Annotated in this window: 16 protein-coding genes and 1 pseudogene; 10 read left to right on the top strand and 7 right to left on the bottom strand. The window is 45.0% G+C overall.

Annotated features, from left to right (window positions below; translation table 11 throughout):
* Window positions 1–184: 184 nt before the first annotated feature.
* Window positions 185–979, top strand: a pseudogene (locus EO92_RS09255) (23S rRNA (uridine(2552)-2'-O)-methyltransferase); the annotation flags it as partial.
* Between the two features lie 232 nt (window positions 980–1,211).
* Window positions 1,212–1,859: a histidinol phosphate phosphatase domain-containing protein gene (locus EO92_RS09260; RefSeq protein ID WP_048171087.1), complete on the top strand. Its 648-nt coding sequence runs from the start codon at window positions 1,212–1,214 to the stop codon at window positions 1,857–1,859.
* A 368-nt stretch (window positions 1,860–2,227) separates the two neighbouring features.
* Here the strand turns inward: EO92_RS09260 and EO92_RS18275 are convergent, their stop codons facing one another.
* The 4 genes from EO92_RS18275 to EO92_RS09275 form a co-directional block, all read right to left on the bottom strand.
* Window positions 2,228–2,368, bottom strand: a complete 141-nt coding sequence (locus EO92_RS18275; protein ID WP_200896757.1) for a hypothetical protein — start codon at window positions 2,366–2,368, stop codon at window positions 2,228–2,230.
* Window positions 2,369–2,613: 245 nt separating this feature from the next.
* Window positions 2,614–2,820, bottom strand: coding sequence for a heavy-metal-associated domain-containing protein (locus tag EO92_RS17125; protein ID WP_156161081.1), 207 nt, complete (start codon window positions 2,818–2,820; stop codon window positions 2,614–2,616).
* 282 nt (window positions 2,821–3,102) lie between these two features.
* A complete protein-coding gene (locus EO92_RS09270) occupies window positions 3,103–3,702 on the bottom strand; it encodes a class I SAM-dependent methyltransferase (protein WP_048171089.1) in 600 nt (199 codons plus the stop codon).
* 16 nt (window positions 3,703–3,718) lie between these two features.
* The gene (locus EO92_RS09275; RefSeq protein ID WP_156165772.1) at window positions 3,719–4,201 is read right to left on the bottom strand and encodes a PGF-CTERM sorting domain-containing protein; all 483 of its coding nucleotides are present in this window, start codon (window positions 4,199–4,201) and stop codon (window positions 3,719–3,721) included.
* Between the two features lie 576 nt (window positions 4,202–4,777).
* Here EO92_RS09275 and argH point away from each other — a divergent pair.
* Window positions 4,778–6,253 (top strand): argininosuccinate lyase, encoded by a 1,476-nt coding sequence (gene argH / locus EO92_RS09280; protein ID WP_048171093.1) that lies wholly within the window; start codon window positions 4,778–4,780, stop codon window positions 6,251–6,253.
* Window positions 6,254–6,391: 138 nt separating this feature from the next.
* Window positions 6,392–7,666, top strand: a complete 1,275-nt coding sequence (gatD, locus tag EO92_RS09285) for a Glu-tRNA(Gln) amidotransferase subunit GatD (RefSeq protein ID WP_048171095.1) — start codon at window positions 6,392–6,394, stop codon at window positions 7,664–7,666.
* Between the two features lie 21 nt (window positions 7,667–7,687).
* Here the strand turns inward: gatD and EO92_RS17720 are convergent, their stop codons facing one another.
* Window positions 7,688–7,840: a hypothetical protein gene (locus tag EO92_RS17720; RefSeq protein WP_156165773.1), complete on the bottom strand. Its 153-nt coding sequence runs from the start codon at window positions 7,838–7,840 to the stop codon at window positions 7,688–7,690.
* A 226-nt stretch (window positions 7,841–8,066) separates the two neighbouring features.
* Here EO92_RS17720 and EO92_RS18280 point away from each other — a divergent pair, with 226 nt between their 5' ends.
* The gene (locus tag EO92_RS18280) at window positions 8,067–8,225 is read left to right on the top strand and encodes a symporter small accessory protein (RefSeq protein ID WP_200894968.1); all 159 of its coding nucleotides are present in this window, start codon (window positions 8,067–8,069) and stop codon (window positions 8,223–8,225) included.
* A gap of 100 nt (window positions 8,226–8,325) precedes the next feature.
* Complete coding sequence (locus tag EO92_RS09290) at window positions 8,326–9,984, top strand: sodium:solute symporter (RefSeq protein ID WP_048171097.1); 1,659 nt, start codon at window positions 8,326–8,328, stop codon at window positions 9,982–9,984.
* A gap of 417 nt (window positions 9,985–10,401) precedes the next feature.
* On the opposite strand, the gene larA is transcribed toward EO92_RS09290, so the two are convergent.
* The gene (gene larA, locus EO92_RS09295; protein WP_048171124.1) at window positions 10,402–11,661 is read right to left on the bottom strand and encodes a nickel-dependent lactate racemase; all 1,260 of its coding nucleotides are present in this window, start codon (window positions 11,659–11,661) and stop codon (window positions 10,402–10,404) included.
* 618 nt (window positions 11,662–12,279) lie between these two features.
* Here larA and EO92_RS09300 point away from each other — a divergent pair.
* Both EO92_RS09300 and cooS read left to right on the top strand, forming a co-directional pair.
* Window positions 12,280–14,013 (top strand): hypothetical protein, encoded by a 1,734-nt coding sequence (locus EO92_RS09300; RefSeq protein ID WP_235283268.1) that lies wholly within the window; start codon window positions 12,280–12,282, stop codon window positions 14,011–14,013.
* Between the two features lie 503 nt (window positions 14,014–14,516).
* Window positions 14,517–16,421: an anaerobic carbon-monoxide dehydrogenase catalytic subunit gene (gene cooS, locus EO92_RS09305; RefSeq protein ID WP_048171100.1), complete on the top strand. Its 1,905-nt coding sequence runs from the start codon at window positions 14,517–14,519 to the stop codon at window positions 16,419–16,421.
* Window positions 16,422–16,551: 130 nt separating this feature from the next.
* On the opposite strand, the gene EO92_RS09310 is transcribed toward cooS, so the two are convergent.
* The gene (locus tag EO92_RS09310) at window positions 16,552–17,244 is read right to left on the bottom strand and encodes a metal-dependent hydrolase (protein ID WP_048171103.1); all 693 of its coding nucleotides are present in this window, start codon (window positions 17,242–17,244) and stop codon (window positions 16,552–16,554) included.
* 172 nt (window positions 17,245–17,416) lie between these two features.
* On the opposite strand from EO92_RS09310, the gene EO92_RS09315 reads away from it, so the two are divergent.
* Window positions 17,417–18,583, top strand: coding sequence for a DUF2117 family protein (locus EO92_RS09315; protein ID WP_048171126.1), 1,167 nt, complete (start codon window positions 17,417–17,419; stop codon window positions 18,581–18,583).
* Between the two features lie 613 nt (window positions 18,584–19,196).
* The gene (locus tag EO92_RS16710; protein ID WP_052734321.1) at window positions 19,197–20,504 is read left to right on the top strand and encodes a hypothetical protein; all 1,308 of its coding nucleotides are present in this window, start codon (window positions 19,197–19,199) and stop codon (window positions 20,502–20,504) included.
* Window positions 20,505–20,544 lie beyond the last annotated feature (40 nt).

Below are 20,544 nucleotides of genomic sequence, written 5' to 3' on the forward strand. Positions count from 1 at the left end.
AGATACAGGATTCAGAAGATACAGGATTCAGAAGATTCTCAACTATTTATTCCACTAAAATACAGTTGATATATATTGATTTTAACATGATCGATATGTGTGATTCCAAACAATACCTTGGCAATTATTGACAAACAGACTTTTGCGCAAGCTATATCAGCTTTCAATGCAGGGAAGGTAAGCAATGGCAAGAGATAGAAGAGATTATTATTATCATCAGGCAAAAGAGGATGGGTATCGGTCCAGGGCTTCCTACAAGCTCAAACAGATCAATGAGAAACATAAAATTATCAATCGGGGAGATTCGGTTGTTGATTTAGGTGCAGCTCCGGGCGGGTGGCTTCAGGTTGCAAAAGAGCTTTCCGGAGGGAAGGTTCTGGGCGTAGACCTGCAAAGGATCACTCCGATTGAAGGAGTCGAGACCATCATGGGCGACATAAATGCAGACTCGACAATAAAGAAGATTATCAAGATCGTCGGGGAAAAAGGTGCAGCTGTAGTGCTCTGTGATGCAGCCCCCAATCTGTCAGGAAATTGGTCTTACGATCATGCGCGGTCAATTGAGCTTTCAACCTCAGCACTTGAGTGCGCAAAGAAGATACTCAAACCAAATGGAAACTTTGTGGTAAAGGTATTTCAGGGAGACATGTTCAAAGATTACATGGACAAAGTCAGGGATAATTTTGTCCACGTCAAGGCTTATTCCCCGCAAGCGTCCAGATCGCAGAGTGCGGAGATCTACGTTGTCGGAAAGAAATTCCTTACAGCTCCTCTAAGGAAAGGAGACAATTTCGTTGTGGATATCGAGAAGCTCGGCTCAAGCGGGGATGGAGCAGTGCTTATTGAAGGGTTCGTTGTCTTCGTAAAGGGAGTTGAGGTAGGAGAAAAGGTCAGGATCAGTATAACAGATGTCAAGCCGAATTTTGCGTTTTCAGAAGTTGCAGAAAGGCTTGGAAAGGCTGACAATCCTGAAAACTCTGGAAATCCTGAAAACTCCGGAAATCCTGAAAACTCCGGAAATCCTGAAAACTCCGGAAATCCTGAAAACTCCGGAAATCCTGAAAACTCCGGAAATCCTGAAAATCCTGAAAGTCCTGAAAAATCGGAGTAATTTTATCAGGGAGTTCAGTTAATAAAGTGAACTATATCATTCAGCAATGAAAATAGTCAAGCAGTAATATATAAAACGAGTTTCAAACACGGTGATCCGGTTGATTGATCTTCATACTCACACAATTTTCAGCGACGGGGAACTGCTCCCCAGCGAACTCGTCAGGCGGGCTGTTATTCACGGCTACGAGGCTATTGCACTTACAGACCATGCAGACTATACAAACCTCGAACAGCTTCTTGATGCTGCAAAGAAAGCAAAATACCTGGAAAATGAATGGGATATTCGCGTCTTGTCCGGAGTCGAGCTTACGCATGTCCCTCCAAGAAAGATTGCTCCCCTGGCAAAGAAAGCAAAAGAGCTGGGTGCGGAAATCGTGGTTGTGCACGGAGAAACCATATCCGAACCTGTCGCCCCCGGGACAAATGCAGCGTCTGTTGCCTGCGAGTATGTAGATATCCTGGCTCATCCCGGCTTGATCTCTCAGGAAGATGTCCAGACTGCGGCAGAGAATAATATCTTCCTTGAAATTACTGCAAGGAACGGGCACAACAGGACAAATGGTCATGTTGCAAGGCTTGCCCTCGAAATCGGTGCAACTCTTGTGTTGAACACCGATACCCATGCCCCCGAGAACCTGATCACCGATGAAACCGCCCTGAAAATTGCAATGGGAGCCGGACTTACCGAATCCAGGGCAAAAGAAGCGTTTGAAGCATCTAAAAAGAAGGTAGCAGAGATAGTCTGAGCTGCACTTCGTGTGCTTTCTTCTCTGTTCATCTCATGTTTTCTTAATTTTTCCTGTTGTGACGGCTCCCGCCAATGAATTGGCAGGCATCTATGGGCTTGCACCAATGCTATACCGCCCTAGAGCAAATAATGTTTGTCTTGCCAACACCGTTCAAACTTTTACCTTTGAAACTTCTTCAAAGAACCTTATAGTTTAAGTTCAGAGCAAAGTCAAGCCGACCTGTTCAGCGTTCACAGCTCAAACAGCAAAAACTTGACAATATGGTATAGGTTTAAAAGTTTAAAAACGTTGGACGCAGACGTATTATGAGGGAGTTGACGGCTGTATCCCACCATTAAAATGACGGGGATTAGCCTTAAACACTCCTAAATTTCTTTCTCTTTTTCGGTTCTTCTTCTTTTCTTTAGGCAGTAACTGGCCGCCCATCCTGGAGATCCGAAAAACATACCTCCATACCCCCTCATGCCGTAATCGTAATTGTCCATAAATCCATTTATTGCAACCACTCTCCGTATATCACTTAACAAATATTATTCGATTTTTTTATCTATGATATCAGATGCAAAGATCTACGATTAGTTCTCAATACGACAAAACGACCCACATCCTTCACATTTGGCCAAATATGAAGCAATCCATCCTCTTGAATATGATTTTTCAGTAACTTGTCCCACGACCTGAGTTTGCTGGAAGTTTTTTTATACTACCCGAGCCAAACAGAAAAATATAGATCAACATAAGAAAAAAGGATTCATAAGGGCTCGTACCCTGCTTCCCGGATAGCAGCCTTTATTTTTTCCAGGTCAGTCATGGATTCTTCAAAGTTCACAACTACTTCTCTTTTCTCCAGGTTTACATCCACTTCTACTACTCCCTTCACGGAAGCAATAGCTCTCCCCACTCTTACGACGCAGTGATTGCATGCCATTCCTTCGATTTTTAAGGTTTCCTCGACCAGAAATTAACCCCCCATTGCTGAATCCTGAATTTGTAATTTTTACATTTATTTTACCTATTTTTATTACATTATTTTATATTTTCATTTATTAGAGCTTTTGTATCCTCTTCAAATTATATGGGGAAAAATAAGTTTCACAGATTTGCTGGAAAATTAAAAATTTAGCCAGGTATAAAAAACATACTTGTGAGACACAATCAACTTCATAAATGTATGACAAAATTATTGTATATTTTTCGGGGTAGAAAATTCCCCCTTGAATTTGAAGAGGATACGTAACTTTTAAGGTTTCGACCGAATCTTCCTGAAAACGTCCTTAAATGCCAGTTTTTTTGCTTCCTGAATGATAAAGCCAGCTTCTTCGAGATTCTTCAGGGTATGTCGGGTCGTATGATCCCCAAGCAGGAAAAACAGAACCGGATTGATTAAGTCTTCAAACAGGGAAATAAGGGAATTGCTGCTTCGAACGTGCTCTAAATTGATCATTTCTCCCGACGTTTTCAGGACGCGTCTCATTTCTTTAAGAGCTTTCAGAGGATCAGGGATTGTGCAGAGGACAAAAGTCGTAACCACGTAATCGAAGCTCTTGCCCGGAAATTCCAGGTGCTCGGCATCCATAAGGAGAAGAGTGATATTTTGCATGCCTCCGGCTTTCTCCCGAGCTTTTTCAAGCATCCCTTCACTGTTATCTATTCCTGTAACCAGAGAGCTTGAAGGATAGTATTTAAGATTCCTTCCGGTCCCCACCCCGACTTCCAGAACTGTTCCGCTCAGGCCTGAAAGTGCCTCTTTTCTCCATCTCCGGAAAAAGAGAAGTTCCAGAGGCAAATCTATTAGCTCATAGATCGGTGAGATTCGGTTGTACTTTGAGGCTGCGGACATTAAACGAATTTACGCTTTATTTCCGGATATCTCTTCTCATCAGGCACACTACTGCTAATAACCCGACAACCACTGGAATAGCTTCAAATCCTGGGGACTCCTGTTCCTCAGTTGCGTTGTCTGGGACTTCGGTAGTTGGTTGTTCCGGAGTTGCATTGCTTACTGGCACTTCAGTAGTTGGCTGTTCCGGAGTTTCATTGACCGATGGCTCAGTTACGTTTACGGGTGTTTCAGGTATAATTTCTGATGTGGTTTGTGGATGATCATCAGGATTTCCGGGAAAATTCAAGGCCTTGATCTCAGCCAGATTCGTAAATCCATCCCCATCCGAGTCAAGATTTTCGATAGATGTAAAATCTCTCCCACTTCCTAAATATGCTCTGCCATAAGGATTTATGGCTTCCCCGTTATGACAGGTAGTGCATGAATCAAGCCTTGTGCCTGCAGTTTCATAGTGCTGATTGAAAGATGTTAAAAAGCTGGGTTTAGCTGATGCCATGGGTGCCCCCATCAAAGCTACCACTGCTAACAACGATATAATAATTAGTTTATAGTTCATATTCTCCCCACTCCTTTCCCTATTATTACGCTTATCAATGAGTTGTCCACTAGATATTTAACTATTCTCAATGTGGAGCCAGATAGAAATTTACTTCAAGTTTTTCGCCGCAGATACCGTTATCAAGAGACATATATTATGAAGAACCTTATGAAGAATAGAAAATTAGCGGAGTACTGATTCGGATGTTTTTGAAAAAATGGCAAGAGTTCTCATTAAAGAGTCCTCATCGAGTCCTCATTATTACACTTACCCTACAGGAAACTTCCTGAAAACCGATTCATATTTAAGTATTTGGAATAATACCACGCTGCGGATTTTATACGTCTTGTATGCCTGCAAATTAAGAATGTGATAGAGACTTCATACAAGCGCACAATATCATTTATCTCACAGAACCCTTATTAAATAAAGACTCTCACAATATAGATTTACTTCACAATGTCCCACAGAATCATTATTACATAAAGACTTTCACAATACAGATTTACTTCACAATTATACAGAGGAAAACCGATGAGCAACATTTTACGCAGAGGCAGGCTTGAAGCTGCCCCGGACAAAGAAATTTTACATTATACCTCCTCTATGGAGGCTGACAGGTGGATTTTTAATGCTGATATAGCAGTGGACCTTGCCCATACGGTAATGCTGAGAGAGCAGGGGATTATAAAGGAAGAAGACTGCGGCAAAATCCTTAGCGGGCTTTTGAAAATAAGGGAAGAAGGGATGGAAAAGCTCGACTTCAGCTACGAGGACATACACATCTCTCTTGAGTCCAGGCTCATCGATATGGTTGGGGAAGATGTGGGAGGCAGGATGCATTCCGGGCGTTCGAGAAACGATGAGGTTGCAACCTGCATCAGGCTGACCCTGAGAGAAGAACTTACCGGACTGCTCGAAGAGCTCTTTGCCCTCAGAAAAACTCTAGTCACCCTTGCAGGAAAACACACTGAAACCCTCATGCCAGGCTTTACTCACCTTCAGCATGCCCAGCCAACTACTCTTGCCCATCACCTCTGTGCCCACGAAGCTGCTCTCGGCAGGGACTTTGACCGGGTTCAGGACGCTTTTTCCAGGGTAAACCTCTGCCCACTCGGAGCTGCTGCATTTGCTTCTACGGGCTTTAACCTGAACAGGAAACGAACTCAGGAACTCCTGGGCTTTGATGGACTGCTGGAAAATTCAATGGATGCGGTTAGCAGCAGGGATTTCCTTATTGAATGCGCCTCAGTATTTTCAAACCTCATGATAAACCTGAGCCGGATGGCTGAAGAACTTGTAATCTGGTCTTCTTCCGAGTTCAATTTCATAGAGCTGGACGATACGTACGCTTCCACTTCTTCGATTATGCCTCAGAAAAAAAATCCGGATACTGCAGAATTAATGCGCGGGAAAACAGGAGTGGCTGTGGGAGCTCTTATGTCCCTGCTTACAATCTGCAAAGGCCTGCCCCTGAGTTATAACCGCGACCTGCAGGAAGCAACTCCCAATATCTGGCGTTCGGTAGAAAATTCCAGGGCATCGGTCAGGGTAATGGAAGGAATGGTAAGGACCATGAAAATCCATAAGGATGTACTTTCAGCCCAGTCCATTACAGGGTTTACAACGGCTACTGAGCTTGCAGATACATTTGTAAGAGAAACCGGAATTCCTTTCAGGACTGCCCACCAGATTGTCGGGATACTTGCAAAGGAAATGGAAAAACCCACAATGGAAAAAATCGACTCCGTGGCTGAAGTTGTGCTTGGAGAGTCGCTTTCAAGCAGGGGATTGACGGAAAAGATGGTAAAGGAAGCCCTTGACCCGGTCTCCAATATAACGAGAAGAAAGATTGCAGGAGGGCCTGCTCCGGAAGAAATGCAGCATTACCTTGGAAAGCGGCAGACTGAACTTGAACTAAACGAGCAGGAGATTGCAACTCTTAAAGATTCAATCGACTCGGCTTTTGAGAACCTGCTTGCAGTAGTTGAAGAATACAGGAAAGACTGAATAAAGTGAGCTAAACATAAAAAGCACATTCAATAACACATTTAGTTTCAATAACACATTCAACTTTAATATTATTTAGACTTCATAGTATCATACAAATTATACAGCATCTCAAAAATCAGCAGAAAGGGATCATTCATGGAATTCAAACAGGGCGATCGGGTAAGCATTGAAAGGAACGGTACTGTCTATGAAGGCAAAGTAATGCCTTCCATGGAAGGATATATCGCAATAAAAATGAACAGCGGGTATAACGCCGGTTTTTCCATTGATAAGGTAAGGGTAACCCTTCAGGAAAATAATGGAGAAACTGTAAACGGAGGAGGAAACGGCGTAAAAGAATGTAAAACAAGGGGAGAAAAACTTCCCGAACCCGGAAAAAAGCTCCCAAAAATCGCAATCCTTTCTACGGGCGGAACAATTGCCAGCAAGATTGACTATCGTACAGGCGCAGTCACATCCCAGTTTACTGCTGACGATATCCTCGCAGCAATCCCGGAACTGAAGGAAATTGCGGACTTTAAAGGAAGGGTAATCTCAAGTATCCTCTCCGAAAACATGGACTCTGACTCCTGGCAAAACCTCGCGAAAGCAGTTGTCGAAGAAATAGAAGCCGGAGCTGAGGGAGTAATCATCACTCATGGGACAGACACGATGATGTACTCTGCTGCAGCCCTATCCTTTATGATAGACACGCCTGTGCCTATCGTTTTCGTGGGTTCCCAGAGAAGTGCAGATCGTCCGAGCAGCGACAACGCCATGAACGCAATCTGCGCAGCCAGGGTTGCTATAAGCGAAATTGCCGAAATCGTGGTGGTTATGCACGGCACAACCTCTGATGATTTCTGTGAAATCCACCGCGGAACGAAAGTCAGGAAGATGCATACCTCCCGCAGGGACGCTTTCAAGTCCGTAAACTCCCTTCCGATAGGGACTGTAGACTACAGTACAGGAGAAGTAAAGACTTTCATTGACTATACCAGACGTGGAGAAAAGCCCCTCAAATTCAAGCCGGGAATGGAACCGAAGTGTGCCATTGTGAAGTTCACTCCAGGGGCAGATCCGACAGTCCTTGACTATTATATAAATAACGGATACAGAGGGCTTGTTATTGAGGGTACGGGTCTGGGTCACGTTTCCACAAAATGGATTCCCCTGCTCCGGAAGGTTGGGGACGCAAAAATGCCTGTAATAGTTACATCCCAGTGCCTTAACGGCAGGATCTGCGACCGCGTTTATGACACGGGCCGTGATATGCTGAAAGCCGGTGCAATCGAAGGGGAAGATACTCTTCCCGAAACTGCCCTTGTCAAGCTTATGTGGGTACTTGGCCAGACAGATGATTTTGAAAAAGCTGTTGGTATGCTCAGGGAAGACCTCGGCGGGGAAATTACTGAGTGTACATTGAAATAAAGAACTTCCGAGAAATATCCCTCAATAGAAAAGAATGAGCCCCGAAAGGGGTTCACCTACAATCTTCTCTCCCTCCTGAGTCTTCTCCCTCTCCTGAGTCTTCTCCCTCTCCTGAGTCTTCTCACCGCCGGAGTCTTTTTTTGCACACGATTTCCAATTAACATTCAGGTCCATAGTTACATGTTAGTTGGGTTCATAGTTGATATCCGGGCCTTGTTCATTATAAAAAGGATCGTATTCATTGTGGCATGAAATTACATTACATAACATTACGCCTTATGTCTACTCCGATCTTGAATTTCCTCAGACAATATACTTAAATAACAAAAAGCTCTTATGTACTATGCTAACAAGTGTCATGTTAACTAGTGGCAGAAGATTATATTGGTAGGTGTAGTAGATGTTAGGAATCGATGATCCACAGATCTGGCTTGCATATGTTTCTTGTGTATTAAGTGCTCTCGGATGTATGGTTTACGGGGCATTGAACTGGAAAGGCGAGGACGAAGAGCAGACAGTGAAAAGCAGCACTCCAAAAGCAGCGGTTCAGGACCAGTAAGCTGTGCCGGGAACCTCAGCTCAAAGTGCCTTTTTAATCAGACTTTTTTTAACAACTCCTGCGAAAAAACAACAATTTGAATTCTTCAGGAATGATTTTTATGGCAGTTAATACTTCAACTCTTATCCTGTTTGTTCTCATTTATCTTGTGTGCACTTTCTACGTTGCCCGCCTGGGGTATAAGAAGAATTCCCAGACCGATGGGTATATGCTCGCCGGCCGACAGGTGCACCCGGCAATTATGGCTCTCTCCTACGGAGCTGCATTCATCAGCACTTCCGCAATAATAGGGTTTGGAGGAGTAGCCGCTTCACTGGGAATGGGACTTCTGTGGCTAGTCTTTATGAACATCTTTTTCGGCATCTTCATCGCCTTCGTGGTCTTTGGCCCTCGAACCCGGCGTATGGGGCTGAACCTTGGGTCCATAACTTACCCTGAGTTTATAGGAAAACGCTTCCAGTCCAGGTTTATCCAGGGCTTTTCCGGGCTTTTAATAGCAGTATTCATGCCTCTCTACGCTGCAAGTGTGCTCATAGGGGCCGGAAGGTTCCTTGAGACCACGCTTGGAATCAACTACAACCTCGCTCTCCTTATCTTTACTATTATCATTGCTTCGTATGTGATTAAAGGTGGTCTCTTATCAGTAATGTACGTGGATGCCATGCAAGGTACTCTCATGCTGCTGGGAATGGCTTTTCTGCTGGTGTTCACCTACAGTAAACTGGGTGGAGTTGTAGGCGCCCACCAGGCTCTTACTGATATGGCAAGCCTTGTTCCTCAAGCCCTTGTTGACCAGGGCCACAGGGGCTGGACTGCAATGCCGGCTTTCAACTCCCCTATCTGGTGGACAATGATTTCCACAATCACCCTGGGAGTTGGGATAGGGGTGCTTGCCCAGCCACAGCTCGCAGTGAGGTTCATGACGGTAAAAGACGACCGCTCCCTGAAAAGAGCAGTTCTTGTGGGAGGTCCCTTTATCCTGATGATGGCAGGAGTCGCGTACGTAGTGGGAGCTCTTTCCAACGTCTACTTCTACAGGACTACAGGCATGATTTCCCTTCAGGTTGCGGGCGGGAACACTGACATTATAATGCCCGAATTCCTGAACCAGGCCATGCCCGAGACCTTTGTAGCACTCTTCATGCTCAGCCTGCTAGCAGCTGCAATGTCTACTGCAGCTGCCCAGTTCCACACAATGGGCACATCCATAGGACACGACTTCTACCAGCAGGGCCTCATGAACGGCAAGTCCACGGGAACAGCCGTCCACGCTACGAAGTTAGGAATTGCCTTTACCATCCTGGTCTCGGTCGCTCTGGCTTACATCCTTCCAGTAAGCATCATCGCGAGGGCTACTGCCATGTTCATGGGCCTGTGCACTTCCGCTTTCCTGCCTCTCTACATGGGAGCACTTTTCTGGAAGCGCACAACAAGAGCCGGAGCAACTGCGAGCCTTGTTGTAGGCTCGATAAGCAGTCTGTTCTGGTTGATCTTTGTACATGCAAAAGAAGCTGTGCCTCTCAAGATCTGCCTGGCAATCTTCGGAAAGGAAACTTTACTTACCGGCACCTGGCCCCTTGTGGACCCTATTCTGGTTGCAACCCCACTCGCCTTCCTTACCCTGATAGTGGTAAGCCTTATGACAGTCCCACCTTCAGCCGAATTCCTGAAGAAGGCTTACAGGCTCAGGTTTGAAGACGAAGAAGAGGAAATCTCGGAGACAGCATCACACAAGGCAGCTGAATCAACAGGCATTTAAGCCTGTTCCCTTTTTTAAAAAAATCAGGCGCATTTTTATGCGCCACTTCTTTTTCTATTTCCTCTCTTTTTGATTTTCCCTGATTATTGGCACATCTCTTACGGAATACCGGAGATGAAAGCTTTTAGTTCTCTCTCCCTGCGCAGCAACGTATCTGGGCCGGCCTGTCAGCCAGATAAAAAGCGCCCGACAAAACGACACCACAATTAAGAAAAACAATACATTGGAGAAATACTCCGGGGCTGAGAGAATACTTTCCTTAGCCCCGATAAACGTTTTTTAATTCACAGGTAAATACAAGTGCCTCCGCCAGCCTGTCTGGAGGCCCTGAAAAATAAAGAAAGAAATACAGATTTTAAAGAGAAATGAGACCGAAATTTCTGCCGCTTTGACCTGTTGTGTTCTCTTTAGAATCCTTCAATTTTCTTTTCTGACAGGCAGGGTCTGCCCCCCATGAGGCATCAGGTGAACCTTTGCATCAGGATTTTCTGAAAGGACTGCAGCCAGGGCTTCCTGAACACTTGACATCGGCGTAAAGAATGCGGTTCTGGCTTTATCTTCCGGAAGCTTCGAGACAAGGTAAAGCTTGAACTTCTGTGCAGCTTTTGCAACGATTGCACTCTTGTGACCTCCAAACTCGAAGCAGTGCTTGAAGCGCTCTATTGCATCTTCCGGAGTTTTGCATTCCAGGTTCCAGCACTCATAGATCTGGTTTCCTATCCCTTCGGCACATTCCGCTACAAGGATGATCGAGCCGCCGTCTTTTACAGCCTGGGTTGCGTTGTCCAGGGCTTTGTTTGCCTGGTAGAGGTTGATGTCCTTAGGATAACCTCCGCAGGAAACGACCGCAGCATCTGCAGGTTCTACGGACACTTTATACATGGCGTCCACAATCTCGACCCCTTTCCTGTGGGCTTCGATAAAATCACCTGCAACGGCAGCAACTATTCCTTTTTTGCTGTCAAGCACAACGTTAAGAATAAATTTAAGGCCAAAGACCTTTGCAGCTTCTTCCATATCCTGCCTTACAGGACTGTCTACCCTTCCGGAAACCGCATTTTCCTCGATCATCATTTTGTGGTTGGTAAGCACAGACTCCTCAGAGCTTACACCGGGAAGTACGGACTTTGCTCCACCGCTGTATCCTGCATAGTAATGGAACTCGATTCCCCCTGTCCCAATAACAAAATCAGCATCAAGAACTTCTTCGAAGATCTCAATGGGAGTGCCACGGCTGGTTACCCCAATCCGTTTGCACCTGGAAGTGTCGTGCTGGATGCACCGGATTTTTTTGTAGATATCCTCCCCGACCAGTTTCTTTGACTCCTCTTCAGTCTGCTGGCGGTGAAGCCCGAGAGCAAAGATAATTGTGATGTTCTCATCCCTTGCTCCCCCTGAATAAAGCTCTTCAAGCAGAGGAGGAAGAATTTTTGCGGTGGGAGTGGGCCTCGTGACATCGCTTACAATAATTGCAATCCTGGATTCCGGGTTTACAATCTCGGAAAGTCTCTTGCTTTTTATGGGATTCTCGAGCGCTTTCCTGATTAAAAGAGCCCCATCCTCCTTTTTAATAGGTTCCGAAGGCAGGATCAAGCTGGAAATGTTTTTTTCAGGGATATTCAGCTCAAAAACCCCGCTTCCGAACGCGAGTGGAATCTGTTTTATATTTGTCGTCATGTTCATGCCGGTGATTTCGTATTGATGCTATAAAATGTTATAGGTAAACAATAGTTACAATTATGTTTTAAATATAAATTAAATCTGCGCTGTGAACTACCCCACCTGTTGCTTCGCTCCGAGGAAGGGACTTCCCATCTTAGTTAAACCCCAGATTCAGACCGTTATTGAGAGATTTAAGAAAATTGTCAATAAATTTTAGTAGTTGTTTCAATAACCCTGTGATTCCTTTCCTGGCATGAAAATACTGTGATTTGAGAAGTACTTTCATTTTCTTGTGCCTGTTATTTGAGGAATTTCACGTGTATATTTATATAAAAACAAATCGAATGGAAAAGAAAACATTAATTTACAGGTGATAATAGATAAAACGAAGTTTTTACTGGAAAATATAAATTTAGGATAATGAAAAAATTTACATACATTAGCAAGACCCAAACATTCCAAATATAATTTTAAAAACAGTTAAGCGGAGAGCTTCCAGAATACCCTTCCGAAGGTTGTTGAGTCAAAAGGTATAAAACTTCATGGTGAGTGTAGAGATGGAAATTATAAATTAATTTTGGTGATTTAGTGAGGAATTGTAGTCATCTAAAAGTGTTTATGTTCATACTACTTATGATAAGTTACCTGTGGATAGGAGAGGCATACGCATCCCCGGATACGGATAGCTCAAAAATGGTTGAGAATATTAATCAGGGAAGCATCATCCTGTTTTCACAGAACTACTCTGAAATAAATAATCTTCCAGCTAATGTTTTTATCGCAAAGGTTCAGAGAGAAAAGGCTTACGATAAACTATATTCAAGTATATATGCAACGCAAGAATCAGAACTGTTTTTCAATAATACTTCAACAGGGCTGAAGTATAATAATGTAAGAGACTTTCCTCTAATTCCATGCAGTTTGCTTCCGGGTATGGATACTATCTCTTGTTTTGGAATCAATGAATACCTGGAGCACTTTAGAAGCACCCTGGATATTTTTACTTTTTGTGAATGTACCTCTGTCCCGATAATTCACTACCTCGAGGAACCAAGGCAGGCAGGGGCCCTGTACATATGCAACCTTACACCAATGGTAAAATGTGCCTATGAAATCTCAATGGACATAAATGCAGATGACCCGCAAAGCTTTGTTGAACTGGATAGTCCGGGTTCAAGACTGATTATACGAGAAAGCGAGGGTCAGACTATACTTAAAAGTTATTACAGAGACTCTTCTGGAGTAACCAAATACGAAAAAGTTATTCTAGGTGACGCGTCAGAAAAAACAAATTTCAAAATAATATTTGACGGTTATAACAAAACAAACACAATTTACGCACAGGATGGAAACTCCATCGTTACCCCGTTCTATAATCTAGATAGGCAAAAGCTTCCTTATATCGATTTTTCAAGTGGATATATCAAGTTCACCGCTTTTATCCTTGGAGAAGGAACTTACCTTGATGTTGACATATACGATATAAACCAGACAACGGAGAGGAAACTCGTAACTGCAATCGGGGATAGTAAGATGATCCCGTTCGGACTTGACGGACCTTTACCAATGAATACAACCGGGGAAGGAATCGACTACCTGAACAGCAAAGGGTATAGAGGTACAATGTGGTTTGATAAGGGAATGTTTGAGAAATCAAATGACACATACGTTGAGTACCTGCGCAATCTGGTTGTTAACGATTCCTGGGAAGTTGGCATACACTATACAAAGGAGTTAAACAGCCTTCCACTTGAAGAAGCATACAGGGTAATGGATGAAGAATACCTGTACGTGTCTGAAAAAATAGGCCAGAAACCAACAAGCTGGTGCTGCCTGAGAAATCGCGATAACCTTACGCATGCAATTTATGCATACGAAAACTTAGGAATGACCTGGAGAAACGGAGACGCAGCAATTCACGCGGAAAGGGATGTAGGAAACTTATACGATGATACATGGGAATGGTGGGAGCCAGCATCAAAAGCAGGCATTTCCTATCCGGTATTCTCCCATCAACTTGATTTGGAACCTGCAATAAAATACTCAATAAGCCGCTCAAAGTTCCAGAACTGGGTGGATAACTATGAATCAAACAACATGACCGTAGTGTCATTTTATGAATACAACCAGATCAGCAGGAATACATATGATGCAAGTTTTGAAAACCTGCAATATAATGAGAAACTGGTTGCATTCGACGCACATACAAATGGTGCCAGCGCTCTTGTAAACGTAAACATAACCGCAGGAAACAATACACAGGTCTACGACACTACACTCGAAAAGTCCCTCGATTATGAAACGGAACAGGATGAATCAATAACTTTCCGGGTTGAGGACAACCACACTTATAAGATATATATATAAACAGTCTTGAAAACAGTGTTGAATAATGTATAACTTTGAGTAAGGTATAAATTCCACAAACCATGGAAGGCACAAAAAACTAACGCAAGTACAACTTCTTCCTTTCTTATTGTGCCTTCCAGGATCAGCCTTTTTTTCTGCACCTTCTGGGATTAGCTTTTTTTCCGTACCTTTTCTCAAATTCGGTATAATGCAGTATAACAGTCAGCACGCTTCTAATTTTAACAGTCAACACATTTCTTATTCAAACAGTCAACACATTTCTTATTCAAACAGTCAACACATTTCTTATTCAAACAGTCCGCATACTTCCTTAACAGCTACCGTGCTTCTAATTAATTGTAAATATTTCCTGCGCCGATATACTGATAACTGCAACCAGGCTTACTGATTGATATTTGCTTCATAAGAAAATGTTCATACAATGTAATGCCTGGAGGGGACCTCCTGATCTTTGAGGTAAGAAGGAGAAGGGAGCGGCAGTTAACCGGGGAGTAATAACCATGGACAAAGAAAGGATTTCCTATCACGAGTCCGTTCAAAAGATGTATGAGCGGATAAAGGAAGATAATATGACAAATGTCTGGGACCGCTATGAGGCTCAGGGAATAGGTGGAGTTCCGGACAAGAGGTGCACTTTCTGTATGGCAGGAGCCCGTTGTGACCTGTGTTCCAACGGGCCCTGTCGTTCGGACGCTGAAAAGGACAAAAGAGGGGTATGCGGGATCACTGCTGACGGGATGGCAATGCGGATGATGCTGCTCAGGAACGTAATGGGGGCTTCGACTTATCACTACCATACAGACCAGACAATCCGGACTTTGAGGGAAACCGCAAAGGGCAACACCCCTTACAAAATAAGTGAACCTGAAAAGTTGAGGACATTTTCAAGCCGGCTGGGGCTAGAAACCAGCGGGACGGACTCCGAAGTTGCCCTTCGCCTGTGCGAGTTTGTAGAAAAAGAATTTAACAGGCCGGCTTACGAGCCGAGCCGGATTGTGGAGCTCCTTGCCCCCCCGGAAAGAAAAGAGAAGTGGAAGGAACTGGACATCTTCCCGGGCGGGATCTATGGGGAGATGATGTTTTCAACAAGCTCCTGCCTGACAAACGTGGATGGGTACTACGTGAGCCTGGCCTTAAAAGCCATGCGCCTGGGAGTTGCGATGGCATACCAGAGCCAGATTGTAAATGAGTACTGCCAGGACATCCTTTTCGGCATCCCAAGGCCTCACATGATGAGGGTTGACCTTGGCGTGCTGGACCCTGAGTACATAAATGTGCTTCCGAACGGGCACGAACCTTTCATAGGCTTTGCCATGGTCCAGCTTGCCCGGAAGCCCGAGTGGCAGGAGAAAGCAAAAGCAGCCGGGGCAAAAGGCCTGAGGATCATTGCCAGCATCGAAACCGGGCAGGAAATGATCCAGAGGTGGGAGGAAGACGATGTGTTCTACGGTTTTACCGGAAACTGGATTTCTCAGGAAGCGGTGCTCGCAAGCGGGAGTGTGGACCTTTTTGCCGCAGACATGAACTGCTCGCTTCCGGTAGCCCCCCTCTACGCCAAGAAATACGGCTTCAAACTCATGCCCGTAAGCGAACTTGTGGCTTTTGAAGGTATCACCGAGCGCCTGAACTACAACCCGGTAGAAGCCGATCAGCAGGCAGCAAAACTCCTGGATATGGCAATTGAAAACTTCAAACACAGGAAAAGTTCGGTTGGAACCGCCCTGAAACTCCCGATGAAAGAGGCAGTTGTCGGCTTTTCAACCGAGAGCATTCTTGACGCCCTCGGAGGTACCCTCGACCCTCTCCTTGATGCCATAAAAAGCGGTGCAATCAAAGGAGTGGTCGGAATGGTATCCTGCACTACATTAAGGGACTCCGGGCAGGATGTGCACAGCGTTGCAGTGGTAAAAGAACTGATCAAGAGGAACATCCTGGTCCTGTCTATGGGCTGCGGGAATGGAGCCATGCAGGTTGCAGGCCTCTGCTCCCCCGAAGCCAGGGAATTTGCAGGGGACAGCCTGAAAGCCGTATGTGAAGCCCTCGGAGTCCCTCCAGTACTCAGTTACGGGACCTGCACCGACACCGGACGGCTTGCCGACCTCCTGGGAGCAATCTCCGGAGCCCTCGGAGGAGTCCCTGTCCCGGACCTTCCTGTTGCTGCCGCAGCCCCCGAATACATGGAGCAAAAAGCCACAATCGACGCCATCTTTGCCCTGGCGCTCGGGCTCTACACCTATGTAAATCCTGTCCCGACCGTCACCGGAGGCCCGAACCTTGTCAAACTGCTGACAGAAGGTTGCCGGGAAGTTACAGGCGGAGTCATGAGCGTGGAAATGGATGCAGTGAAAGCAGTTGAAGGGATCGAACAGCACATCATGGAAAAGAGAAAGAAGCTCGGGATCTGAAATCCCGGGTTTTCTACTTCTATTTTTTCCACTTCATTTTTATTGAGAAATAGAAGGAATGAAAAAAAGAACGAAAGAAAAAAAGAACGAAACGGAACAAAGAAGAAAGAAAAAAGAAAAACCCTGAAAATCAAAACTCGATCGATTCTCCGGGTTCCATAATAATTACTTTCGTATCAACTTTTGCTTCCACAGCTTTTCTGAACTCTTCAGGGTCCTGCTTGATGACATCGAAGGTGTTGTAGTGCATTGGCACAACGATTTTGGGCTGGATCAGTTCCACAGCTTTTACGGCTTCCTTTATTCCCATGGTGAACCTGTCTCCTATGGGCAGCAGGGCGATTTCGGGTTCATAGAGTTCTCCTATAAGCTGCATGTCCCCGAAAACACCCGTATCTCCGGCATGATAAAAGGAATGCCCGCCAATACCTATCAAAAACCCTGCCGGGCTGCCTCCGTCGAAACTGAAGCCTGAAGCATCAATTGAGGAAGAATGAAGCGCCTGAGTCATGGTAAGGGTCACCCCTTCCACTTCCATTGTGCCTCCCTTGTTCATGCCTTCGGCAAAGACTCCTTTTGATTTTATATAGTTTGCAACCTCATGAATCGAGATGATCCGGCAGCCGGTACGGGCTCCGATCTCGATGGCATCTCCAAGGTGGTCACGGTGCCCGTGGGTTACGGCTATGATGTCGGGGTCCAGAGCGTCAGGGGTGCATGGAGCTTTCGGGTTTCCGGAAATAAAAGGGTCAATCAGCAATTTCTTTTCGGCTTCGAGCAAAAAAGCAGCATGCCCAAGCCAGGTAATTTTTACGTCAGCCATCTCTTTGCCTCTTTCCTTATGTTTTTGTCAGAACGTAACAATGCGTAATGTAATTTTCGATAATAATCGGATAATTATTATACAACACGTTGTTCAGGCAGGTATAAGGAGCACACAAGGGGATGAATAAAGGGTAATATAACATGTGCCCTTAAGTGTTAATCAAGTGAGAATGAAAATCAGTCTGGTAATCCACGGGCCCGAAGTAATCGATTCGGGAGAAGCGGAAATCGTTCTGGAAAAGCTTTCCTGCATAGGTGAAGTAGAGACACAGCTTGGCGGAACCATGGGAAAGACAGCTGTCCTTGACGCAGGGCTTGAAAATGTTATAGACATAAGCCGGCACCTGAAGCCGAGCGCCTGCATTGAATCCTTTTTTGAAACCTCAGACCTTGTATGCCTCCTTAACAGGGGGAAAACGCCCGAAACAGGCATGATTTTTGGAGCAAAGGTTGCCTCTCGCCTGAAGGACCCTGAAAAGAAACCACTGATCCAGATAGAAAGCCCGGGCTGTACCAGCGGGAAGCTAATACCCCTGAACAAAAAAGCCGGCAGCTACATTGAAAAACTCTCTGAAGCCTTTGGACTTCCTGCCGAAAAGCTTCTGAGCTTTCATAATCCTGTTTCCAGAGAAAACGTCTCGAAAACCGGAAAAGCCCGAATCATCCGCGAAATCTCAGGTGTTTTTCCCGGAGAAAACATCCTTGTAAACGGGCTTGTAATCGGAAAAGCCCTATCTTCCGGGGTAAGAATAATTGCTGAAAACGGTTTCATTATCTCAATCGAAGGCGGAGAAATAAAGGAGCACGGGCTCGAAAAACTTCATAATTACGAAAAAAGGGACCCTGTTGACCTTGCCGGAGCCTGGGTAAAAAGCGGGGACATCCGAAGAAGCAATTCCTTACTCCCGGATGCCAGAAAAGAAGATCCCAGCGCCCGAAAATCAGGTCCTATTTCCTGGGCAGGGGCAGGGACAGGAAAAGTTGTACTTATAGACCATGACGCCGAAAATTCCTATGAACTGGCTTCCGGGGCTAAACTTGCAGTCACCATCGGAGACGACACCACAGCCATAGCAGGAGACATCCTTTTCAGGCTTGGAATCCCGATCATTGGAATCACAGACGGGGACTGCGATAATGTCACCTGTGAGACAAAAATCTTTCCCGGCTCGGTTGTTCTCAGGCTGATAGAGGGAAGCGATGATATCGTGGGCAAGAGAGTTAAGCAGGAACTCCTGAGAGGACAAGATTCAGCTGTTTTTGAGAACCTGTTCGCCTTTAAAGAAGATGTGCTGAAACTGGCAGAGCTGTCGATTGAAGCTGTTTTTGAGTATTGAAAATCCAGTCTCGCAGAAGAGCAAATTCCAGAAAATTAGAGAGAAAAAGCTAATATTTTCGGTTCAGGTTGAAAGTTTTTTGTGTAGCGTTTGGCGAGCCCCATAATTTAGCGCCTCGGTAATTCAACCATATAGTTTTGAAATCTACATTCCATCCCATATTTGACAGAAGCACACATTTTATAATGTTAAAATGGGCTTCATGTTTCTGTTTTCTTAATACAATTCAAAGTTCTGTCTTTCATCTTATGATTTCCGGACATTATCCATTTTACTAAAATATAGCATGTCAATGCGATGTGTTTTGTGTAAGAAAATACTGTATTAATTAGCAGAATATGTCAAATTAGGGTTCCATAGTATTTTGTTCAAAAATCAATATATTTTCTTGATAGCGTTTTTAAATATCTTCAAATAATATTGCGTGCAGCCACCTTACCCTAAACAGGCTGTCTGATAATTATCATCAGTAAGATTCAATCCTCCAAAAAGAAATTCATGCCGACTGTCTTGTACTCTCAAGGCTCTATGAACGGGACTATGACGCCAAAATTTTTTTATGTAGGAATCTAGTTTCCACAAGTGTTACGCAATATTTTGAGGAGATACCCACGTGAATGATATTTCTTTTGAAAGACAGATACTTGGAGCAAAGGGAGAGCTGCTGAATCCCTCGGACCTTTCGATCCGGGTTCTCTGGTTCGAACAGCGCGATCGGTATCTAAAATTTCTTGCCGATAAGAGCCTGAAAAACCTCAAAAGAGTCTTCAACATTTTGGACAAAGCCAACAATGTCGACAGCCTCAGGCTCGATCCGGAAGCGGAAATACCGTTTGCTGGAGACATGTTTTCCAGAACCATGCTGGGCCACAACGTCAGCGTAGGCGCTGAAGCCCTCCTCATGGCGCATGGTGGGCTTTCACTAAGAGATGGAGCTGTTATAGGTCAAAAGGCTTTGTTGATTACTGTTGGGCATCCTTTTCACCCCAGCCAGCGTCATTTGCACAAAATGGGGCCGATTGACGTAGGTTCCGGTGTGTTGCTGGGGAGCGGCACGGTTGTCGTCAATAGTGGAAAAGCCGAAGCTATTACTATCGGTGAAAAGGCCATTATTCTTCCTGGCACTATCATTACGAAAGACATTCCATCCTACTGTGTCGTAGGCGACGCGAACAAAATTCTTCTGCAAGGCAGAAACTTTTTCCGTCCAATAGAGAATCTTTCGGCACACGAACACCTGACTCTTGAAAGCCGTTTGACACCCGAGGGACTTGCGCATCTGGACTCGCAAGACGTAAGCGCCGACCTCACCAGATCATTGGATCTTCCACTGATGTCCGATGCCAAAATTTACAGAGTAAAAAGTATAGAGCCTTCGGACGACTTATTTATATTTTTTAGCAATTCGTCAAAGGAAGCTCTTCGCATATGCCTTATCCCCGGACCCGTCACAATAGAAGGTGACATTCCGGTCCTCAAAAAAAGAATGACAGTAAACCAGGGAAGCTACATTCATACGGATCCCGGATGCACGTTGAACTTTTCTCCATGGGATTTGCTCGCGCCCAGAGTAAAGGTCATTTCCAAAAATGGAGGGGACATCGAGTTCGATCCTGAAGTTTGGGTTGGCGCCGGCACTACGGTTCTCGCGGACGGACGAAAGATTAAGATCGGACGAGGTTCGATCATAGCGGCAGGTGCGGAGATAACCGGAGACGTCCCGGAATTGTCTATTGTCATGACAGGGGGAAAGGTCATCAAAACCATCGGCGAAAAAGATATTATTCCTCATCTTCCCGCAGAATGGACCGATCCTGCGATCTATTATGAAGCTTTCGCCGAAAATTCAGCTGTAGCCAGAGGAATGTCTCCGGAAGACCGGGTCGCGTACATCCTGGAGCACCTACCCTGCATCGAGTAACCACAGGAGAACAACTGTTGTAAAAGTAATTAATAAATTG

The organism is Methanosarcina sp. 2.H.A.1B.4 (assembly GCF_000979385.1).
In the GTDB taxonomy this organism is placed as follows: Archaea; Halobacteriota; Methanosarcinia; order Methanosarcinales; family Methanosarcinaceae; genus Methanosarcina.

Excerpts from the sequence above, each read along its gene's own strand:
- EO92_RS09270 (WP_048171089.1), bottom strand. The coding sequence starts at position 3,702 with ATGTCCGCAGCCTCAAAGTACAACCGAATCTCACCGATCTATGAGCTA.
- EO92_RS09275 (WP_156165772.1), bottom strand. The coding sequence starts at position 4,201 with ATGGCATCAGCTAAACCCAGCTTTTTAACATCTTTCAATCAGCACTAT.
- argH (WP_048171093.1), top strand. The coding sequence starts at position 4,778 with ATGAGCAACATTTTACGCAGAGGCAGGCTTGAAGCTGCCCCGGACAAA.
- gatD (WP_048171095.1), top strand. The coding sequence starts at position 6,392 with ATGGAATTCAAACAGGGCGATCGGGTAAGCATTGAAAGGAACGGTACT.
- EO92_RS17720 (WP_156165773.1), bottom strand. The coding sequence starts at position 7,840 with ATGGACCTGAATGTTAATTGGAAATCGTGTGCAAAAAAAGACTCCGGC.
- EO92_RS18280 (WP_200894968.1), top strand. The coding sequence starts at position 8,067 with ATGTTAGGAATCGATGATCCACAGATCTGGCTTGCATATGTTTCTTGT.
- EO92_RS09290 (WP_048171097.1), top strand. The coding sequence starts at position 8,326 with ATGGCAGTTAATACTTCAACTCTTATCCTGTTTGTTCTCATTTATCTT.
- larA (WP_048171124.1), bottom strand. The coding sequence starts at position 11,661 with ATGACGACAAATATAAAACAGATTCCACTCGCGTTCGGAAGCGGGGTT.
- EO92_RS09300 (WP_235283268.1), top strand. The coding sequence starts at position 12,280 with ATGATAAGTTACCTGTGGATAGGAGAGGCATACGCATCCCCGGATACG.
- cooS (WP_048171100.1), top strand. The coding sequence starts at position 14,517 with ATGGACAAAGAAAGGATTTCCTATCACGAGTCCGTTCAAAAGATGTAT.
- EO92_RS09310 (WP_048171103.1), bottom strand. The coding sequence starts at position 17,244 with ATGGCTGACGTAAAAATTACCTGGCTTGGGCATGCTGCTTTTTTGCTC.
- EO92_RS09315 (WP_048171126.1), top strand. The coding sequence starts at position 17,417 with ATGAAAATCAGTCTGGTAATCCACGGGCCCGAAGTAATCGATTCGGGA.